17 protein-coding genes are annotated in these 18,841 nt (G+C 40.5%); 12 read left to right on the top strand and 5 right to left on the bottom strand.

Going from position 1 to position 18,841, the window contains the following annotated elements; genetic code table 11:
- The first annotated feature begins 265 nt into the window (after window positions 1–265).
- The 3 genes from tal to VUI23_RS04290 all read left to right on the top strand — a co-directional run bounded on the left by tal (window position 266) and on the right by VUI23_RS04290 (window position 3,439).
- Entirely contained in the window at window positions 266–1,219 is a 954-nt protein-coding gene (gene tal / locus VUI23_RS04300) for a transaldolase (RefSeq protein ID WP_342806992.1), read from the top strand.
- A gap of 103 nt (window positions 1,220–1,322) precedes the next feature.
- Window positions 1,323–2,969, top strand: coding sequence for a glucose-6-phosphate isomerase (pgi, locus tag VUI23_RS04295; protein WP_342806990.1), 1,647 nt, complete (start codon window positions 1,323–1,325; stop codon window positions 2,967–2,969).
- A gap of 299 nt (window positions 2,970–3,268) precedes the next feature.
- Window positions 3,269–3,439 (top strand): DUF3545 family protein, encoded by a 171-nt coding sequence (locus tag VUI23_RS04290; protein ID WP_216046894.1) that lies wholly within the window; start codon window positions 3,269–3,271, stop codon window positions 3,437–3,439.
- Window positions 3,440–3,493: 54 nt separating this feature from the next.
- Here the strand turns inward: VUI23_RS04290 and ung are convergent, their stop codons facing one another.
- Genes ung through thrA form a run of 4 tightly spaced genes read right to left on the bottom strand, consistent with a single transcriptional unit; the run spans window position 3,494 to window position 8,905 of the window.
- On the bottom strand, window positions 3,494–4,156 hold the full coding sequence (gene ung, locus VUI23_RS04285) for a uracil-DNA glycosylase (RefSeq protein ID WP_216046895.1): 663 nt from the start codon (window positions 4,154–4,156) through the stop codon (window positions 3,494–3,496).
- Window positions 4,157–5,443 (bottom strand): threonine synthase, encoded by a 1,287-nt coding sequence (gene thrC, locus VUI23_RS04280; RefSeq protein ID WP_342806988.1) that lies wholly within the window; start codon window positions 5,441–5,443, stop codon window positions 4,157–4,159. It lies immediately after the preceding gene.
- 48 nt (window positions 5,444–5,491) lie between these two features.
- The gene (thrB, locus tag VUI23_RS04275) at window positions 5,492–6,439 is read right to left on the bottom strand and encodes a homoserine kinase (protein ID WP_342806986.1); all 948 of its coding nucleotides are present in this window, start codon (window positions 6,437–6,439) and stop codon (window positions 5,492–5,494) included.
- 3 nt (window positions 6,440–6,442) lie between these two features.
- Complete coding sequence (thrA, locus tag VUI23_RS04270) at window positions 6,443–8,905, bottom strand: bifunctional aspartate kinase/homoserine dehydrogenase I (RefSeq protein WP_216046898.1); 2,463 nt, start codon at window positions 8,903–8,905, stop codon at window positions 6,443–6,445.
- Window positions 8,906–9,513: 608 nt separating this feature from the next.
- On the opposite strand from thrA, the gene VUI23_RS04265 reads away from it, so the two are divergent.
- Complete coding sequence (locus VUI23_RS04265) at window positions 9,514–9,924, top strand: universal stress protein (protein WP_216046899.1); 411 nt, start codon at window positions 9,514–9,516, stop codon at window positions 9,922–9,924.
- 455 nt (window positions 9,925–10,379) lie between these two features.
- On the opposite strand, the gene VUI23_RS04260 is transcribed toward VUI23_RS04265, so the two are convergent.
- Window positions 10,380–10,793, bottom strand: a complete 414-nt coding sequence (locus VUI23_RS04260) for a MarR family transcriptional regulator (RefSeq protein WP_216046900.1) — start codon at window positions 10,791–10,793, stop codon at window positions 10,380–10,382.
- A gap of 99 nt (window positions 10,794–10,892) precedes the next feature.
- Between VUI23_RS04260 and VUI23_RS04255 the strand changes: the two genes are divergently transcribed.
- The 8 genes from VUI23_RS04255 to nspC all read left to right on the top strand — a co-directional run bounded on the left by VUI23_RS04255 (window position 10,893) and on the right by nspC (window position 18,837).
- Window positions 10,893–11,348 carry a hypothetical protein gene (locus tag VUI23_RS04255; RefSeq protein ID WP_342806984.1) on the top strand — a complete coding sequence of 152 codons (456 nt, stop codon included), beginning with the start codon at window positions 10,893–10,895 and terminating at the stop codon, window positions 11,346–11,348.
- A 25-nt stretch (window positions 11,349–11,373) separates the two neighbouring features.
- Entirely contained in the window at window positions 11,374–12,099 is a 726-nt protein-coding gene (locus VUI23_RS04250) for a siderophore-interacting protein (protein WP_342806982.1), read from the top strand.
- 87 nt (window positions 12,100–12,186) lie between these two features.
- A complete protein-coding gene (locus VUI23_RS04245) occupies window positions 12,187–12,756 on the top strand; it encodes a gamma-glutamylcyclotransferase (RefSeq protein WP_216046903.1) in 570 nt (189 codons plus the stop codon).
- 310 nt (window positions 12,757–13,066) lie between these two features.
- Window positions 13,067–14,773, top strand: a complete 1,707-nt coding sequence (aceK, locus tag VUI23_RS04240; protein WP_342806980.1) for a bifunctional isocitrate dehydrogenase kinase/phosphatase — start codon at window positions 13,067–13,069, stop codon at window positions 14,771–14,773.
- A 22-nt stretch (window positions 14,774–14,795) separates the two neighbouring features.
- Window positions 14,796–15,770, top strand: a complete 975-nt coding sequence (locus VUI23_RS04235; protein WP_342806978.1) for a pyridoxal-phosphate dependent enzyme — start codon at window positions 14,796–14,798, stop codon at window positions 15,768–15,770.
- Entirely contained in the window at window positions 15,757–16,368 is a 612-nt protein-coding gene (pnuC, locus tag VUI23_RS04230; RefSeq protein ID WP_216046906.1) for a nicotinamide riboside transporter PnuC, read from the top strand. Before VUI23_RS04235 ends, pnuC begins: the two co-directional genes overlap by 14 nt.
- 112 nt (window positions 16,369–16,480) lie before the next feature.
- The gene (locus VUI23_RS04225; protein WP_216046907.1) at window positions 16,481–17,683 is read left to right on the top strand and encodes a saccharopine dehydrogenase family protein; all 1,203 of its coding nucleotides are present in this window, start codon (window positions 16,481–16,483) and stop codon (window positions 17,681–17,683) included.
- Window positions 17,684–17,697: 14 nt separating this feature from the next.
- On the top strand, window positions 17,698–18,837 hold the full coding sequence (gene nspC, locus VUI23_RS04220; RefSeq protein WP_342806976.1) for a carboxynorspermidine decarboxylase: 1,140 nt from the start codon (window positions 17,698–17,700) through the stop codon (window positions 18,835–18,837).
- Window positions 18,838–18,841: the final 4 nt, after the last annotated feature.

The raw sequence follows: 18,841 nt of genomic DNA, 5'->3' as shown, positions 1-18,841 counted from the left end.
TATTTAATCGCAACTCTCTGAGTCAGAATCTAGGAGTTCATACAACTATTTTGAGTAATTACTCACAACTCATATAAATGCCCACTTTTATTTATTATAATATGACCATTATTTTTTAATAGTTCAATGTCCGATAGTGTAGAAACCAAACCTCAACAGTTATACCCTGTGAGTGATTCTAAAGGTTTACTATATTTCATGACGTAATCTTGATAACAACTGACTATCGATGATTGCAAAATTAATCATTTCTAAAGAGGTTTATATGACAAATCAATTAGCAGCTTTACGGGAAATCACCACAGTCGTGGCAGATACTGGTGACATCGAAGCAATTAAAAAGTATCAACCTGTTGATGCCACTACAAACCCATCTTTGTTACTTAAAGCTGCTGAATTACCGCAATATCGTTCATTAATTGAAGACTCCGTTGCATGGGCAAAAACCCAATCAGATGATGTCACACAGCAAATAGAAGATGCTGGCGATATGTTGGCGGTTAAAATTGGTAAAGAGATTGTCAATATCGTACCAGGTCGTATATCAACAGAAGTAGATGCACGCTTATCTTTCGATACACAAGGCAGTATTGCCAAAGCGAAAAAATTAATCGGACTTTATGAACAAGCTGGCGTGAGTAAAGAGCGGGTATTAATTAAACTTGCTTCTACTTGGGAAGGAATTCGCGCTGCTGAAATTCTGGAAAAAGAAGGTATTAACTGTAACCTAACGTTGTTATTCAGCTTTGCTCAAGCCAGAGCATGTGCTGAAGCTGGGGTTTTCCTGATTTCACCTTTTGTTGGACGAATTCTTGATTGGTACAAAGCAAGCACTGGTAAAGATAGCTACGCTGCGAATGAAGATCCAGGAGTAGTATCTGTCAGCAACATTTATCAGTACTACAAAGAACACGGTTATAAAACTGTTGTTATGGGTGCCAGTTTCCGTAATACCGGCGAAATAATTGAGCTTGCAGGCTGTGACCGATTAACCATTAGCCCAAATCTACTTGAAGAACTTTCACAAACTGAAGGTGGCTTAGAAACCAAATTAGTAGACAAAGGCGCCACTAAAACCCCTGGCGAAAAGCTAACTGAAAGTCAATTTAGATGGGAACATAACCAAGATCCAATGGCGACGGAAAAGCTTGCTGAAGGTATTCGCAACTTTGCCAAAGACCAAGACAAACTAGAAGTTATGTTGAAAGAGCTTTTGTAATTTCATTTATCCTGAGCTATAGAACACTTGTGTTTCTTATGGTCAATATAAAATTGAAATGATATAGCAACCTTTAATCGCCGATATAAAAGAGAATTGATAAATGTCTTTAGTAAATCAAAGTGAACAATGGAAAACCCTTGAGAATTTGGCTAGCTCAATAGCTGGTCAACACATGCGTGATTGGTTCGATGCTGATCACTCCAGAGCGGCTAAATACTACCTTGAAGGCTGTGGCATCAAGCTAGATTATTCTAAAAACTTAATAAACCAAGAAATACTTGAAGCATTGTTTAGTTTAGCTGAAAGTCAACAAGTGACGGCCAAGCGCGACGCCATGTTCGAAGGCAAGATTGTTAACCATACTGAAAAAAGAGCTGTGCTGCATACGGCTTTGAGAAACTTTTCCGGTGAAGCAGTTTTAGTCGATGGCGAAGATGTAATGCCAGAAGTTCTAGCAACACAAGAAAAGATTAAAGACTTTGTCCATTCAATCCACTCTGGTGCGCACCTAGGCTATACAGGTAAAACAATTAAACATATTGTTGCTATAGGTATTGGTGGTTCATTTTTAGGCCCTAAAATCATGTCTGAGGCCTTGAAGCCTTATTGGCATAAAGGTATTTCGGTACATTACGTTGCCAATGTGGATGGCTGTCATATTCAAGATGTGTTGTCTGAGCTTGATCATACTGACACCTTGATTGTGATGTCCTCTAAATCCTTTACGACCCAAGAGACATTGCAAAATACCCTAACGGCTAAACAATGGTTCCTTGACCAAGGCGGCAGTCAGAGCGATATTGCTAAGCACTTTGTAGCAGTCTCATCTAACGTCAAGGCTGCTGTAGATTTTGGGATGGACGAAAATAACATATTTCCGATGTGGGATTGGGTTGGTGGCCGCTATTCACTTTGGTCAGCCATAGGTTTACCGATTGCGTTAACCATCGGCTACCAAAATTATCGTGAGTTACTTGAGGGTGCTTACGAGATGGATTGCCACTTCAAAGAAGCTCCTCCAGAACAAAACCTACCAATATTATTAGGCTTGCTTGGAATTTGGTATACCAACTTCCACGGCGCTCAAAGTCATGTTTTGCTGCCTTACTATCACTATTTACGTGGTTTCCCAGCTTACGTTCAACAATTGGATATGGAAAGTAATGGTAAATGTGTGGCAGGTTTGAATGAGCAAATCGATTATGCCACAGGACCTGTCATTTGGGGCAGCGAGGGAACCAATGGCCAGCACTCGTTCCATCAATTAATTCATCAAGGGAAAGTGCTTATCCCTGCTGATTTTATGTTTCCTTTAAACGTACATAATCAAGATGACACTCATCACGCTATGTTGGCTTCAAATTGTTTTGGTCAAACCCAAGCTCTGATGCAAGGCAAAACATATGAAGAGTGTTATGCCGATTTAGAAAGTGCAAATTTAGATGAACAAACCCGTCAGTCATTAGCCACCCATAAAACTATGCCTGGTAACAAACCGAGCAATACTTTGTTGTTTGACCAACTAGATCCCAAGACCCTTGGTGCTCTAGTGTGTATGTATGAACACAAAGTATTTGTGCAAGGAGCGATTTGGGGTGTGAACTCATTTGACCAATGGGGTGTTGAGCTTGGAAAAGTGCTGGGTAACCAAGTTTTAGATAAACTGGTTAATAGCGACGCCAGTTTGGATTTTGATAGTTCAACAAATCAATTAATTTCTGCGTTTAGGGCTGCCAATAAAAGTTAATCGCCAACCCTGTTGAAAATACGGTTTGCTGCTCGCCATTTATCATCAATGAAAGGCAGCAAACCGCTATTAACACGAGTTCTATTTTTAAACATAAACACTGCAATTCGCTCACTTTACCAGCAACTTCCACTTTTTTGTCATCAAATATTCATGTTTTATTAACAAAAACTAAAAGTAATAGTTTTATTTTTATAGCGCCTGTGGTAAATAATTACTCGGACAGGAAAACTAGAGTAGGAAATGCTAGTTGACTGTCTAGCCTTATTTGCGCCAAAAACAATAAATGGAGACGTAAAGTGGATACAAAAGAATTATTGTCAATGATTGACACCGAATCCCGCCCTTCTAAAACTAAAAGCAAAAAGCGTAAGTGGAGAGAAATAGAAGCGATTCAAGATCGCTATAAACTAAGAAAAGAGCTCGAAGATATGGATATGTCGTTAGAAGCTGAATTAGCTAACCTATAATTTATAAACGAAAGCCCCACATTGTTGGGGCTTTTCTTTTGCAGCTATAGATATCTAACCAATTTGCCAATTTATTGGTGAGTGGCCTTGGCGTATCAGAATTTGATTCACTTGGGAGAAGTGTTTGCATCCTAAGAAGCCCCTATGTGCTGACAAAGGCGATGGATGAGGTGCACTAAGAACATGCTGACGATCATGCTCAACTAGCAGACCTTTTTTTTGTGCATGACTTCCCCACAATAAGAACACTAAGCCTTGCCGATTCTGATTCAGTTGTTTTATCACTTTATCAGTGAAGATCTCCCAGCCGATTTTTGCGTGAGAGTGGGCTTTGCCCTGCTCTACCGTTAATACCGTATTAAGCAGTAACACACCCTGCTGTGCCCATTGTTTCAAGTTGCCATGGGTTGGGATTCTAAAACCTTCAATATCTTGCGCTAACTCTTTGTAAATATTCTTTAATGACGGCGGGATTTTAAGGGTTGATTCTACGGAAAAACTTAGGCCATGTGCTTGTCCAGGACCATGATAGGGATCTTGACCTAATATAACGACTTTAACATCCGCAAAAGGGGTAATATTGAATGCGCTGAAAACATTCTCAGCAGGCGGGTAAATGATTTTACCCGCCTTACGTTCAGCCGCAATAAATTGTTGCATCTGTTGAAAGTAAGGCTGTTTTTTTTCAGCCTTAATTATTTCATCCCAAGTAAGCATTTACGCTTGCAATGTTTTAAACAAATGCGCCTTGAGTTGCTCGTAATCGTTAGCCAGCTCTACCGAGAAGCTTTCTTTACCAGCACATTCTGCCAATGGCAGTGGCAAGCTAATAGGTTGCCCTAGCACATTCTCTACACTTTCTCTGAATTTCGCTGGGTGGGCAGTCCCTAAGAATATACCGGTCTCACCTGGCTCGATAAAACGAGTTAACGATTTGTATGCTATCGCGGCATGAGGCTCACTCACATAACCAAGTTGCGCCAACTGTTTCATCGCTACTTGAGTGTAATCTTCATCAACCGCATCGCCTTGCAACATTTCTTTGTCGATTAAACCACGTTCAATTAAGGCTTCGATTCTTGGCCAGTTATTAGGCTGACTAACATCCATTGCATTTGATAATGTGGCTACGGTAGCTTTCGGATCCCATTCTCCCGTTTTAAGATAACGAGGAACAGTATCATTAGAATTGGTCGCGGCAATAAAGCGTTTAATTGGAAGCCCCATCACTTTAGCAATCATACCAGCGGTTAAATTACCAAAATTACCGCTTGGCACAGAAATTACCACGTTTTCACGTTCTTCTTCTGACAACTGCGAAATGGCTTCAAAGTAGTAACAAACTTGCGCAAGCAAGCGGCTAATGTTGATTGAGTTTGCCGAATTTAAGTGCAAACCTTGGCGTACATCTAAATCATCAAATGATGTTTTCACCAACTGCTGACAAGCATCAAAATCATCTTCGATTGCAACTGTGTGAATATTATCACCCAGTGTCGTGAATAGTTTTTCCTGCAATAGGCTAATTTTGCCTTTAGGGTACAAAATCACGACATTAATATTATCTAAACCATGAAAGGCATGTGCCACAGCAGCTCCGGTATCACCTGAGGTAGCAGTAAGGATAGTAATAGGTTCACCTTTTGCAATCACAGACAGCACTTGGGCCATAAAGCGGCCACCAAAATCTTTAAACGCTAGTGTCGGACCATGGAACAATTCGAGGCTATAGATACCGTCGGTTACTTTTGCCAACGGCGCTTCAAAGTAAAAAGCTTTCTCTACAATGCTTTGAATTTCGTGTTTGGGAAGCTCATCGCCAATCAATTGTGACAATATTTCCACTGAACGGGGAACGAATGGCATATCCAAGATTGCTTGGATATTTTCGAATTTAGGAAAAACCTTTGGAAAGTAAAGTCCTTGGTTTTTACCTAACCCTTTTTTTACCGCTTCAGCGAAACTTACTTTGTCGCTGTCATCTTTTAAATTAAACAATTCCACTTGATTACTACCTTCATTTTATCGGTTTACCAGCATCTTAGGGCTGGTTTATGAGACAACCGCACCTTGCGTATCAATCTGGCAAATATGACTAAAACCAGTGTCATTCTGAATATAGTTTTCAGATAACCAATGTTGAATACCTTGTGCTTGCTCTAAATTATTACAAACTGCAAATACAGTTGGGCCTGAACCTGAAATACCGAAGGCTAAGCCTCCATTGCTCATTACAAAATCTCTGCTTTCATCGAACTTCGGCAGTAAAGACTTACGATAAGGTTCTGCTAAAACATCTTTCATTACCGCTGCTGCCAGCGCTTCATCTTTTCGATAGCTTGCGTCTACAAATACAGCTAGTTGCTGACCAAAGGTGATAGTTTCGGCCATGGCAATTTGCTTAGGCAAAATATCTCGCGCTGCGGCGGTCGAAACACTGATCCCTGAATAACAGACCACCCAATACCAGTTTTCAAATACCGGTAAAGACAAGGCAATTTGATCGGATTGACTGTTCATCAAGGTTAATCCACCGACAAAACATGGTGCTACATTGTCGTAATGTACGCTGCCGCTGATTTGGCCTTCCAACTCACCCATCAACAATAATAACTCGTTTGCATCAAAGGGTTCATCAAAAAATTGATTTAGGCCGTGTAGCGCCGCCACTATCGAACTAGCACTTGAACCTAAACCACTACCAATGGGTAGATTCTTACGCAGTACCATTGCCACTTCGGCAGTCGGTAAACCACGTTCACGCAATTTTTCAGTGAATAAAGTGTAGCAGTCAAAAACAATATTTGATTTGGGGTCTGCAGGTAATTTATCTGCAAAACGCCCTTCTACTTTTAAACTAAACGTATCAGCAGAGCTTACGTCTACCTGATCACCCAATAGACTGCCATCAATAGGGGTTAATGCCGCCCCGAGCAAGTCAAAACCAAGACTAACATTGCCAATAGATGCTGGCGCGTAAGCTGTAATGCTTTTATTCATCGATTAGATATCCTGTTTCCATGGCATGGTGCGCAATACATCAGCAAAAACCCCTGCTGCAGTCACGGTAGCACCAGCGCCATATCCGCGAATTACATAAGGAATAGGCTGATAATAATGACTATGTATGGCAAGGGCATTTTCACCTTCTTTAATCGAATACAACGGGTGGGTGCTATCAACGGCTTTTAATGCAACCTTGCACTGACCTTTTTCAATTGAGCCCACATAACGTAAAACTTGCCCTTGTGCTTTAGCATCTTCAACCAATTTTTGATAATGCCCATCCAAACTAGGCAAGTTTGCCATAAACTCATCAATAGTACCGCTGGCATCAAAGCTGTCTGGTAATACTGATTCAATTTCAATATCCGTTAACTCTAATTCTAAATCTGCTTCACGGGCCATGATCAATAGTTTTCTGGCAACATCCATACCCGACAAATCATCACGAGGGTCAGGTTCAGTAAAGCCATTCTGCTTAGCAATTTGGGTTGCCTCCGAAAGGCTGTGGCCTTCATCTAACTTTCCAAACACGAACGACAATGAACCAGAAAGGATACCTTCAAAGCGTTTTAATTCATCACCTGCATAAATTAGTTTTTGCAAATTGTCGATGACCGGTAGTCCAGCACCTACAGTGGTTTCATATAAAAACTGGCGGTTGGTTTCCTGCGCCATAGAACGTAGCTTTTTATAGTAAGCGATGTCACGGGTATTGGCTTTTTTGTTGGGAGTGACCACGTGGAAACCGGCAGACATGAAATCTGCGTACTGACCGGCAATGTGTTCATTGCTAGTACAGTCGATAATCACAGGGTTAATTAAGCTATTTTGTTGTACAAAGTCACTTAAATTTTCAATAGACAGTGACTTGTCTGCACTATCTAGTTGAGCTTGCCAACTACTGTGTAAATCAATACCGCCAGCTTGCAATAGTAACTTGCGACTATTGGCGATACCGTACACTTTTAAACTAATTCCGCGTTCAAACAAGGGTTGTTGTTGACGGGCCATTTGCTGCAATAACTCTTTTCCTACATTGCCGCACCCCACAAGGAAAATATCAATGGAGTGGGAATTTGAGAAAAAATTCTGATGCACAACTTTCACTGCCTCTTTAGCTCGATTTTTTTCAATTACTGTGGAGATTGATCGCTCAGAAGAGCCTTGAGCAATAGCGACATTGTTCACTCTAGCCTGAGCCAATGAACTGAAAAACTTAGCTGCTAAACCTTTAGAATGGCGCATGCCGTCACCCACAAGGGTAACAATCGCAAGTTCATGTCTTACTTCAATTGGATCCAACAAATTATTCGCCAGTTCCAATGCAAAAGCATCTTCCAATAAATTTTGCGCCTTTTCAGCGTCTTTACTGTGAATACAGAAGCTAATGCTGTACTCGGACGAAGACTGGGTAATCAGGCTGATGGAAATATTCGCGTTAGACATTACTTCAAAAACACGACTAGCCATACCAACCATGCCTTTCATACCGGGGCCGGCGACATTGAACATTGTCATATCATCAAGATGAGAAATACCTTTGACGCTTGTCCAAATTTCACTGGACTCTTTACCAATTAATGTCCCAGGAGCAGCAGGGTTTAAGGTGTTACGAATTAAACAAGGAATGTGATGTTGAGCAATAGGACCAATGGTTTTTGGATGCAAAACTTTTGCGCCAAAGTAAGACAACTCCATGGCTTCTTGATAGGTTAGTTTGTCTAGTAACACGGCACCATCTACTTGATTAGGATCCGCATTGTAAACCCCATCAACATCGGTCCATATTTCACAACATTCCGCGTCTAAGCAGGCCGCAAGAATGGCGGCGGAATAGTCTGAACCATTGCGTCCAAGTGTCACTTTCTCGCCTTCGGCGTTTACCGCTACAAAACCTGGCATAATCAAGATTTCAGATTTATCGTAAACAAAATCCGAGAAGCGCGCTTTGCTCACTGCAACATCGGCGATACTATCTAAATATTCACCTTCGGCAACAATGTAATCTACAGGATCAATAATGTGGTTTTTCTGGCCAAGGGAGTTCAATATTTCACTGAAAATATTCACACTCACATATTCGCCCATACTTAAAATTTTGGCGGTAATTTGGTCTGGAGCACAACGCAATAACTGAATGCCATCTAAATGCTGTTTCAACTCGACTAAAATCGTGTCAATAAAGCCGCTCAAACGAGCTTTACGAAAAGCAGGCAATTGGGCTGCTAAATCGCTGGCAATACCATTTAATGTCATTTCTAATTTGGCATACAATTCGCCAAAGTCGCTTCCCGCACTTGCTTGTTCACACAACAACGACAATGCATTTGTCACCCCTTTGGGAGCTGATAGAACCACTGCTGCACCGTTTTCTTCATGGCTCGCTAAGCTGATGTCTTTAACTGACAAATACCGTTTAGCGTCAGCCATTGAAGAGCCACCAAATTTCAACACCTTCATTTATTGCTCCTGTTTACTTCTGTTCCGCTGCTTTAGATTCGCATTTTAATTTCGCACTTCAACCATGTGAATGTGGCATATAATTTTGCTGTAAATAACAAAAAGCCCGCTTGAGTCGCGGGCTTTTTTAAATTTCTTTACGCACTAGCCAGCGACCAACTCATTTGAGGTGGTAATCATAATCATGCCGATGGTGCTTATTATTGTTTTCATGGGGTTCAATTTGCCGTATAGACGTCTATATGTCAACCGTCAAAGGGAGATTTGTTATTGTTTTATACTGATCTATTTACTCTAAGGTAGAATTAAATGGATTGAATAGGGCTTTTCTCCCATATTCGGTCAAATAAATAACCCACCCTAATATTTAATCCAGATTTGGAACAATCACAGCATTCATATTAGCCTTGTACAGTCCGCTGCAGATGAGAAGCGTTATGGCTCTCTTCTCCAGCAATGGGTATTTATCGTTGAACGAATTTTAGTTGTATTCTAAGCACTGCCCCAAATACTAGCTAATATTGATTTACATCATATATTTACAGTTATATTGTGAGTAATATAAGGAACTAGAAAGACTTCACATTGATAACAAATAAGGAGCAATTATGTATAAAACTATCCTATGTGCTATCGAAGCATCCACAGAAGGAAAACTCGTATTAGCCAAAGCAGCTGAGATGGCAGGTCTTTACGGCAGCAAATTAATTGTTATGCATGTATTACCTTACAAGTTATTGCCCAAGGATTACCAGAAAGAATTGAAGGACAAAATATCGCCAAAAATTGAAGAATTATGTGCAGACTTCAATATTCCTAAAAAGAATCGCATTATTAAGGTAGGTAAACCTTATGAATTGATATGCAATGAAGCCATCAAAAGAAAAGCAGACTTGATTATGCTAGGAACTCATTCTAAAAAAGGCATTCAAGCATTAATCGGTTCTACCGCTAATGGCGTCGCTAACTATGCCGATTGCGATGTTTCTTTAGTAAGAATCGCAAAATCCATCAAATAAGCGCGAATTTACATTCTAGCCATTGTTACCTGCGAGTTCGCAGGTAACAATAAATGTATAATCTGATAAATGATTACCATCACTTTGCTTTATTCGTTTGGCAATCTTGTTAATAACAAGGAAGCTGGTTTAGGGAGGCATGGTATCCATTATTATATTAGGTAACCGAATAGCACTTCAGCTTCGAACAATGCCGCACTGCCGAGCATTTGCCTAACACTCAAATAGACTTGCAGGTATAGGTGCAAGCCGTCGTCGTTTGAAAAGTTAATCTAACGACACCTTTGCTAATTTGAAAGGCCTTAGTCCGATACAATATCGAAATCAGGCCTTGATTGCCGCTTAGAAATGAGTCCAACTTAATGGGGTCACTTCAAATTTGCTGGCCTTTTGCATTCTGGCAATTATCTTTGCATTCCTGCGTCTTGTTCTATGCGGACTTGGCTAGATATCATTTATTTCAAGTTACTTTTAAACTTTTTAGCCAGCTCAATGAAGTTCGCGACTTCTTGAGGTTCAATATCTTTGAGCATAGTCTCAAACACTTGTTTTTCGATTTTATTAAATTTGTCGATGAATTTTTTACCGCGGCTAGATAACGATAAAATTTGACTACGACCATCATTTTCATTACAGCTTTTGATCACCAATTCCTGATTCACTAGTTCTTTAATCAAACGATTTATCTGTGCTTTATCGCGGACCATAAAGGTGGCCAACTTTTGTCCCGTGCAATCATCAATCTTTGAAATCACCTTTAATGACTTCAAATGCATGGGGGATAAGTCTGAATCTAATTGTTTAACCTGCTCAATAATAGTATTGCGCACAGTATGTAAAAGGCTAAAAAGCGCTTCATTTAATTCCATTAGTTTTCCACCTGAATGTCATTGCCAACAACATAGTTGACAATATCAACCAAAATCAATATAGTAGACTTTATCAACTTTATTTTATTAGGTATAGAAATGCAAATTAAGTTAAAAAATGTATTGGTGATTTTAACTATTGTCAGCACTTTAGTTGCTTCAATTACCGCTATTATGACATACGCAAATTTTCAGCCAACACAAAATTTTTTAGTCACATGGATTAATTCATTTATGTTTGCCATTGCAGTGATGCTACCTGCCGGTGGCGTTATTTTTTTAGCAATGAACAAATTGGTGGAGCAGTTTTTTTCAGCTCTTACGAATATACAAAAAAAGCTGTTACACGGGATTTTGATGGCCATCACAATGGAGTCATTAATGGCGGTTATCACAACATTGCTCAATCATGATTATGTGACTTTCGCTCAGTACAGCAGCCTAATCATCACAAGCTTCTTATACGCACTGCCAGTAGGGCTAGCTTTTGCTTGCTTAATGGTATTTGTGATTCGTCCTAAACTTCAGCGCTTTTTAGCTGAATCATCTATTTAATTATCAATTTATAAAGGAGCAAACCATGGGTCCAAGAATGCGTATGACAACAGTGAAATCGGTGATTGATTTGTCTCCCCACATGAGACGCATCGTGTTAGCTGGAGACGAACTTGTAGATTTTCCTAACGATAAAAAAAGCGCGCATGTGAAAGCAATCTTTCCGAATCCCAATTCACCGCAAAAGATGCCTAAACTAGGTATGTATATCGGTTTTAAAAAATGGATGCGTTCCTATACTGTGCGTGACTTTGATAGCGTAAATTCTCAATTAACATTAGATTTTGCAGTCCATGATCACCAAGGTTTAGCCAGCAATTGGGCGGCTAATGCCAAGCCTGGTGATTATCTAGGGATTGCAGGGCCGGGAGACACAAAACATCCAGATTTAAATGCCGCTAATCATCTATTCTTTGGTGATATAACCGCCCTGCCCGCTATCGCTGGCACATTAGAACAATTGCCTAAGAACGCGCAAGGCAAGGCATGGATTCAAGTACCTGAATTATCAGATAAACAGGCGTTAGACGCCCCCGAAGGCATTAAAATTAACTGGCTTATTACCCCTGATAAGTTAACTAAGGACTTTTTATCAGCATTATCATCACAGCCTAGAGAGCTGCGCGACACTGCTATTTTTATCGCAGCAGAGGCTAGCATTGTCAGGCAATTAAAGGCTCATCTAAATGAACACTGTCAGTATGATAAAAATAAGTTGTACGCTAGCGCCTATTGGAATCAGAAAAAATAGTACGGTCTAGATTGGATTCTTTTACTAAAAATCTGGTGTAAAGTGTGGGGTAATTTCGAGATTACAGTAACAGAATAGTATTTTTAGATGGCTTTCGATACCCAAGCAATTAACAAACAACGTCAGAATCTAGCTGACTATGATGAAATCTGGCTATTCGGCTATGGCTCTCTCATATACAAGGTAGACTTTGATTATATAGCCAGTGAATATGCGTATATTAATGGATATGCGCGGCGTTTTTGGCAAGGAAGTCATGATCACCGTGGCACACCTGAAAGCCCTGGAAGAGTACTCACACTAACTCCCGTTCAAGGGGAGCGATGTTTTGGTAGGGCCTTTAAAGTAAACCATGAAGTTTTTGAACATTTAGATCATCGCGAGAAAAATGGCTACCTGCGCCATGAAATCCCTATTCATTTATCAAATAACCGGATCGTAAATGGATTAATTTACATTGCTAGCCCTGATAATGCAGCCTATTTAGGTGAAGCGAGTATTGAATACATTGCAAAACAAATATTCAATTCATCTGGGCCCAGCGGATTAAATCGTGATTATGTGTATGAACTCGAAGCCGCGCTAAAAGAGCATGATGAAGTTGACGAGCATGTATTCCAAATCAAATCTTTACTTAAAAGTTTGGAAAAATCATAGAATAAATCGAAGTTTAATAACCAAGACAATTTAGTAACGCCTACACGTATAAAGCACCTCTTGAGGTTTGTTTTTATCCGGCGGGTTTTCGATAAACTCAATGGAGCCGAGTTTTGCTACTTTCGCCTACATTTCAGGTTGAATATCACCAGATAAAACAATAACGAAAACTCCGTTGCACTATTTGCGTCCTATAGTTGAATTATCACAAATTAACACAGCAAAGTTCAGCACCTCACTTTTTTACTTATTATTAGATAGTTTTGTGTTTCAATAACACTTTAATCAAATTTATACTGTGACAGAAGCTATGCCAAGCATTCAAGAAAAAGTGGCCTATCAGATACTTTATGGTTTTGAAAAAAACTACCGTTGGTTTTGTAGAATCACCTCTGGGGCAAAACAACGTTTCGAGCAAGCTCAATGGCAAGCCACCCAGCTTGCGGTAAAAGAACGCATATCTATTTATGAACAAAGTTTAGCTGATACTATTTCTGAGCTTTATGCATTGATTAACCCACGCCAACAGACCCATCAATTCTGGCATCAAGTTAAAAACCTTTTCGCCCTTCAATTAGAGCAACATCCCCAATATGAATTGGCCGAAACCTTTTATAATTCGGTGATCGGTAGACTGTATAAACACAATAAAATTGATGAAGAGATTATGTTCGTCTTGCCTAGTCGGTGTTATATCCCTGGGCAAGATAAACATAAAGTAGTCAATAGCTTTGATACTAGCGGCACTGTCGGCTCGATGATGGAAGCGATTTTAGCCATGTACCGATTTTCTATTCCCTATGAAAATAAACAAAGTGATATCGAGCAACTTGATCAAGCACTTAGAGCACGGTTAGACAAAGCTCAACTGGCCTCGGTACATACGGTAGAGATATTAAAGCCGGTGTTTTTTCGCGGAAAGGCCGCTTATTTGATCGGTCGAATTTGTATGCCCGATGAAACCCTTCCCTTCGTTATCGCTTTATTGATCAATGAGAAAAATGAACTTCAGATAGATGCTTTGCTAACCAGTAATAAAGACTTGAGCGTCATCTTTGGTTTTGCCCGCGCCTACTTTATGGCAGATACCTTGTATCCAGCTGAAATAGTAGCTTTTCTACAAGAGTTAATGCCTAACAAAAAGAATTTCGAACTGTATATGTCAATTGGTCATTATAAACACGGTAAAACCGTCTTTTATCGCAATTTTCTACAGCACTTAGAGAATAGCGACGACCAATTTAGCATTGCCCCTGGGATTCGCGGATTAGTAATGGCAGTGTTCCATTTACCGTCTTACGGAGTAGTCTTTAAAATTATAAAAGATGAATTTCCAGAGAGTAAGAGAGTCACTCGCGAACAAGTCAGAGAATGCTACCGTTTGGTCAAAACCACAGATCGTGTAGGACGCATGGCAGATACCCATGAATACGTTAACTTCCGACTGCCGAAACACCGAATGGAGCCGGCTTTACTAGAAGAGTTGCAAGCCGTTGCAGGTAAAAATATAGAAATTAAGGAAGACGAAGTTATCATCAAACACGTCTACATAGAACGTAAGATGACTCCTTTAAATATTTTTTTGCAAACTGAAACCGATGAAACAAAAATTTACAATGCTATCAATGATTTGGGATTGTGCATTAAACAAATCGCCGCCGCCAATATATTTCCTGGCGATATGTTGCATAAGAACTTTGGGGTTACCCGTCATGGCCGCGTGATTTTCTATGATTACGATGAAATTTGTTTGATGAATCAACGTACGTTTAGAGAACTTCCTAAATCAGACGACCCTTTTGCGATGGACACACTGTCAGTTTCTCCAGAAGATGTTTTTCCAGAACAATTTGAACATTTCATTGTCGGAAAACGCCACTTAAAAGATCTCCTTAAAAAATTACATCCAGACTTGATGACTGCAAAATATTGGATTGAAGCACAAAACAAAGCTGCAACAGGGACAGTGCAACATTTTACGCCCTATAGCTCAGAATTGCGTTTCAATCGCCAGTAAACCGCAAGGGAATATAGCCTCAGTGATTGCTAGCAAATTAACTCAAGAGCTTGGAATCCAGCTCCCCTCTGCAGAACAGCAGCTTAGGTTAAACTGGAAAAATGATCATGGAGTCGAAGTTTGGATTAAACGGGACGATTTAATCCACCCAATTATTTCGGGTAATAAATGGCGCAAGCTCAGCCAAACATTGTTCAGTGCTGCGCATTCACCACCAGCAAAAATTATCAGTTTTGGAGGTGGCCATTCTAATCATTTACATGCTTTAGGTTTTTGCTGCCAAAAGTTAAATATCCCTTTGTTAGCCGTCATCAGAGGGGATTATTCACAAAATATGACGCCCATGCTCAACGACCTTGAACGCTGGGGTGCACAATTGGAGTGGGTCAACAAAATCACCTATGCGAAGCGCACCGACAATACTTACCTTGAAGTCCTGCGCCAAAACCATCCCAATTCATTGATAATTCCAGAAGGTGGTTCACAACACCAAGCCTTGAGCGGCGTTGCGTCTATCGTTACAGAATTGACCCAAGAATTTGATCTGATAGTTGCGCCGGTTGCCAGTGGTGGCACTATGGCAGGGTTAATCCAAGCAACTCAAAACAGCAAAACCAGGGTGTTAGGCATAGGTGTGTTAAAAGGACATGACTATTTACACGAATTAGTGAACCAGTTTTTGCCGAATGAGAGTAAGAAACAATTGAATGGCCAAAAAGCATCGACAGATTGGCAACTTAATTCCGATTTTCACTTTGGTGGCTATGCCAAAAAGACGCCAGAACTAATCGCTTTTTGTGGGCAATTTGAACAAGATAATAATATCCCAATCGAACCCATTTATTCAGGTAAGTTATTTTGGGGATTACGCCAATTGGTAGAGAGCAACCATTTTCCTGCAGGATGTAAAATCCTCGCTCTGCACACCGGCGGACTTCAAGGGAAACGAGCTCTAGCGAATATTATGACAAAAAGGAATAAGCATGCAGTGGACTGAATGGCTAGCGGGTTTTGCAGGCGCGTCACCGATTGAGTGGATAGCGACTGTCAGCGGTTTTTTATGCGTCTTTCTGATCATAAAACGCAGTATTTGGTGTTTTTTCTTCGGCCTGATTCAGGTTAGTTTGTACAGTTATATTTTTTACGATGTAAAACTGTACTCCGACATGATCCTGCATCTCATCTATGTTGGCTTTCAAATATATGGATATTGGATTTGGTCTAAAAATTTAGATGACGGCGGTCATGTGATTGTCGATCATGGAAGCCAAAGATACTATTTGCAAATCGCGACATTGGCGATTATTGCAACGCTGTTATGGGGATGGGTTATGGCCAACAATACCGATGCGAGCCTACCTTACTTTGATGCATTTACCACCTGTGTAAGTTTAGTTGCTCAATGGTTGATGTCCCATAAAAAGCTGTATAACTGGAGTTTTTGGATTGTGGTTGATGTGGTTGCCATTTGGGTTTATTGGCAGAAAGATTTGTATCCAACATCCGTACTTTATTTATGTTTCTTAGTGATGGCTTGTATCGGCCAATATCAATGGTGGCGGATTTACCACAAAAATACCTCACAGGTTGCATAAGCTACTTGGATTACATCAATAAAGTGTCTATATTTTTGCATTCGCCTATTGCGTCTTTAGCTAGCAATGTTAGCATGCGCAAAATTTTCAGCTTGGATAAAAGGAAGCTAATATGTCTCGTGTTTTGATCATCGGTGCTGGCGGCGTTGCTGCAGTAACCATAAAAAAATGTGCCCGTATGCCAGAGCATTTCGATGAAATCTATTTGGCCAGCAGAACCGTGTCCAAATGCGAAGCTTTACAAGCTGAAGTGGGCGCAGACCGTGTGAAAGCAGTTTATGCTGTTGATGCTGATAATGCCGCAGAAGTTGAAGCTTTGATCAACAAAGTTAAACCTGATTTGCTTATCAACCTAGCCCTACCTTATCAAGACCTGCCGATTATGGATGCCTGTCTTGCTACCGGAACAAACTACTTAGATACTGCCAACTACGAGCCTAAAGATGAAGCTAAATTTGAGTATTCATGGCAGTGGGCGTATCAAGATCGATTTAAAGATAAAGGCATCATGGCGCTTTTAGGTAGTGGCTTCGATCCTGGTGTGACTAACGTTTATACCGCTTACGCTGCTAAACATTATTTTGATGAAATTCATTATCTGGATATTGTCGATTGTAATGGCGGCGACCATGGTCAAGCCTTTGCAACTAACTTCAACCCAGAAATCAATATTCGCGAAATAACTCAACGAGGACGTTTTTGGGAAAATGGCCAATGGAAAGAAACAGATCCATTAAGTGTCAGAGAAGACCTTGATTACCAAAATATTGGGGTTAGAGCCTCTTATTTAATGTTCCACGAAGAATTGGAATCTATTGTAAAACATTTTCCAACCTTGAAACGTGCACGTTTCTGGATGACATTTGGTGATGCTTACTTAAACCACTTGAACGTGCTTGAAGGTATAGGCATGACAAGCATTGAGCCAATTGACTTCCAAGGCCAAAAAATTGTGCCTCTTGAATTCTTAAAAGCTGTATTGCCAAACCCAGGTTCACTTGCCGAAGGTTATACCGGTATGACCTGCATAGGCACATACATCACAGGTATTAAAGACGGTAAAGAAAAAACCATCTTTATCTACAACAACTGTGACCACGCAGCCTGTTTTGAAGAGGTTGGCGCACAAGCCGTTTCTTACACAACAGGTGTGCCAGCGATGATTGGTGCAGCGCTTATGTTAAACGGTACTTGGAAAGGTGAAGGTGTTTGGAATATGGAACAATTTGATCCAGACCCGTTCATGGACATGCTTAATCAACATGGGCTACCTTGGCACGTGATTGAGTGCGAACAAAGTCCTTTTAAACGCTAATTGGGAGCAAAACCTTGAGCGATATAATGTTAAACCCAGCGATTCCCTCTCCTTGTTATGTGTGTGAAGAGTCTAAACTCGAACGCAATTTGCAGATAATGGAACGAGTACAGCGAGAAGCTGAGGTCGATATTATTCTCGCTCTTAAAGGTTTTGCTATGTGGTCAACCTTTGATCTTGTAGGTAAATATTTAAAAGGTTGTACCGCCAGTTCAGTTTGGGAAGCCAAGCTTGCCAAGTTTGAAATGGGTAAAGAAGTCCATGCGTTCTCGCCGGCTTATAAACCGGCAGACATGGATGAATTATTGAATTTAGTGAATCACATTTCATTCAATAGTTTAACTCAGTGGCAACGCTATAAAGAGCAAGTTTTGGCTAAAGGTATTTCAGCAGGAATACGGGTAAATCCAGAACACCGCGAAGCTGAAACAGAATTGTACGACCCTAGCGCACCAGGCTCCCGTTTAGGGATTCGTGTAGCCGACTTGGAAGGTGCAGACTTAACTGGCATAGACGGGTTTCACGTACACAATTTGTGTGAATGCGACTCTTATGCCACCGAGCGGACGTTGCTAGCAGTGGAAAAACGTTTTGCAAAATGGCTACCTGATATTCAATGGTTAAACCTCGGTGGGGGTCACTTGATGACCAAACAAGGTTATAACCTTGAGCATCTCATTGACACCTTGGTGCAGTTTAAACAACGACATCCACATATTCATATAATTCTTGAACCAGGTTCGGCTGTAGCTTGGCAAACCGGTAGTTTGGTTTCCGAAGTTGTGGATATTGTCGAAAATGAAGGACAAATTGCGATTTTGGATATTTCCGCAACGGGTCATATGCCAGATGTATTAGAGATGCCTTATCGCCCTGCTGTAACAGGCGCTGGCGAGCCAGGAGAAAAAGCCTTCGATTATAAACTAGGTGGCAACTCATGTTTAGCAGGTGATGTTATCGACACCTATAGCTTCGACCACAAGTTAGCGATAGGCGAGCGGGTTATTTTTGAAGATATGATCCATTACACCATGGTGAAAACAACATTCTTTAATGGCGTCGAGCACCCAGCAATTGGCATTATTCGTAACACAGGGGAATTCGAGCTGATTCGCCAATTTAACTACGAAGATTTTAGAAACCGCCTATCTTGATCGT

Source organism: Alteromonas sp. M12, assembly GCF_037478005.1.
Classification (GTDB): domain Bacteria; phylum Pseudomonadota; class Gammaproteobacteria; order Enterobacterales; family Alteromonadaceae; genus Aliiglaciecola; species Aliiglaciecola lipolytica_A.
This window is presented reverse-complemented; position numbering and strand designations above follow the sequence as displayed.

What these genes read in the sequence shown, in the direction of transcription:
- tal (WP_342806992.1), top strand. Translation starts at nt 266, where the DNA reads ATGACAAATCAATTAGCAGCTTTACGGGAAATCACCACAGTCGTGGCA.
- pgi (WP_342806990.1), top strand. Translation starts at nt 1,323, where the DNA reads ATGTCTTTAGTAAATCAAAGTGAACAATGGAAAACCCTTGAGAATTTG.
- ung (WP_216046895.1), bottom strand. Translation starts at nt 4,156, where the DNA reads ATGCTTACTTGGGATGAAATAATTAAGGCTGAAAAAAAACAGCCTTAC.
- thrB (WP_342806986.1), bottom strand. Translation starts at nt 6,439, where the DNA reads ATGAATAAAAGCATTACAGCTTACGCGCCAGCATCTATTGGCAATGTT.
- thrA (WP_216046898.1), bottom strand. Translation starts at nt 8,905, where the DNA reads ATGAAGGTGTTGAAATTTGGTGGCTCTTCAATGGCTGACGCTAAACGG.
- VUI23_RS04265 (WP_216046899.1), top strand. Translation starts at nt 9,514, where the DNA reads ATGTATAAAACTATCCTATGTGCTATCGAAGCATCCACAGAAGGAAAA.
- VUI23_RS04260 (WP_216046900.1), bottom strand. Translation starts at nt 10,793, where the DNA reads ATGGAATTAAATGAAGCGCTTTTTAGCCTTTTACATACTGTGCGCAAT.
- VUI23_RS04255 (WP_342806984.1), top strand. Translation starts at nt 10,893, where the DNA reads ATGCAAATTAAGTTAAAAAATGTATTGGTGATTTTAACTATTGTCAGC.
- VUI23_RS04250 (WP_342806982.1), top strand. Translation starts at nt 11,374, where the DNA reads ATGGGTCCAAGAATGCGTATGACAACAGTGAAATCGGTGATTGATTTG.
- VUI23_RS04245 (WP_216046903.1), top strand. Translation starts at nt 12,187, where the DNA reads ATGGCTTTCGATACCCAAGCAATTAACAAACAACGTCAGAATCTAGCT.
- aceK (WP_342806980.1), top strand. Translation starts at nt 13,067, where the DNA reads ATGCCAAGCATTCAAGAAAAAGTGGCCTATCAGATACTTTATGGTTTT.
- pnuC (WP_216046906.1), top strand. Translation starts at nt 15,757, where the DNA reads ATGCAGTGGACTGAATGGCTAGCGGGTTTTGCAGGCGCGTCACCGATT.
- VUI23_RS04225 (WP_216046907.1), top strand. Translation starts at nt 16,481, where the DNA reads ATGTCTCGTGTTTTGATCATCGGTGCTGGCGGCGTTGCTGCAGTAACC.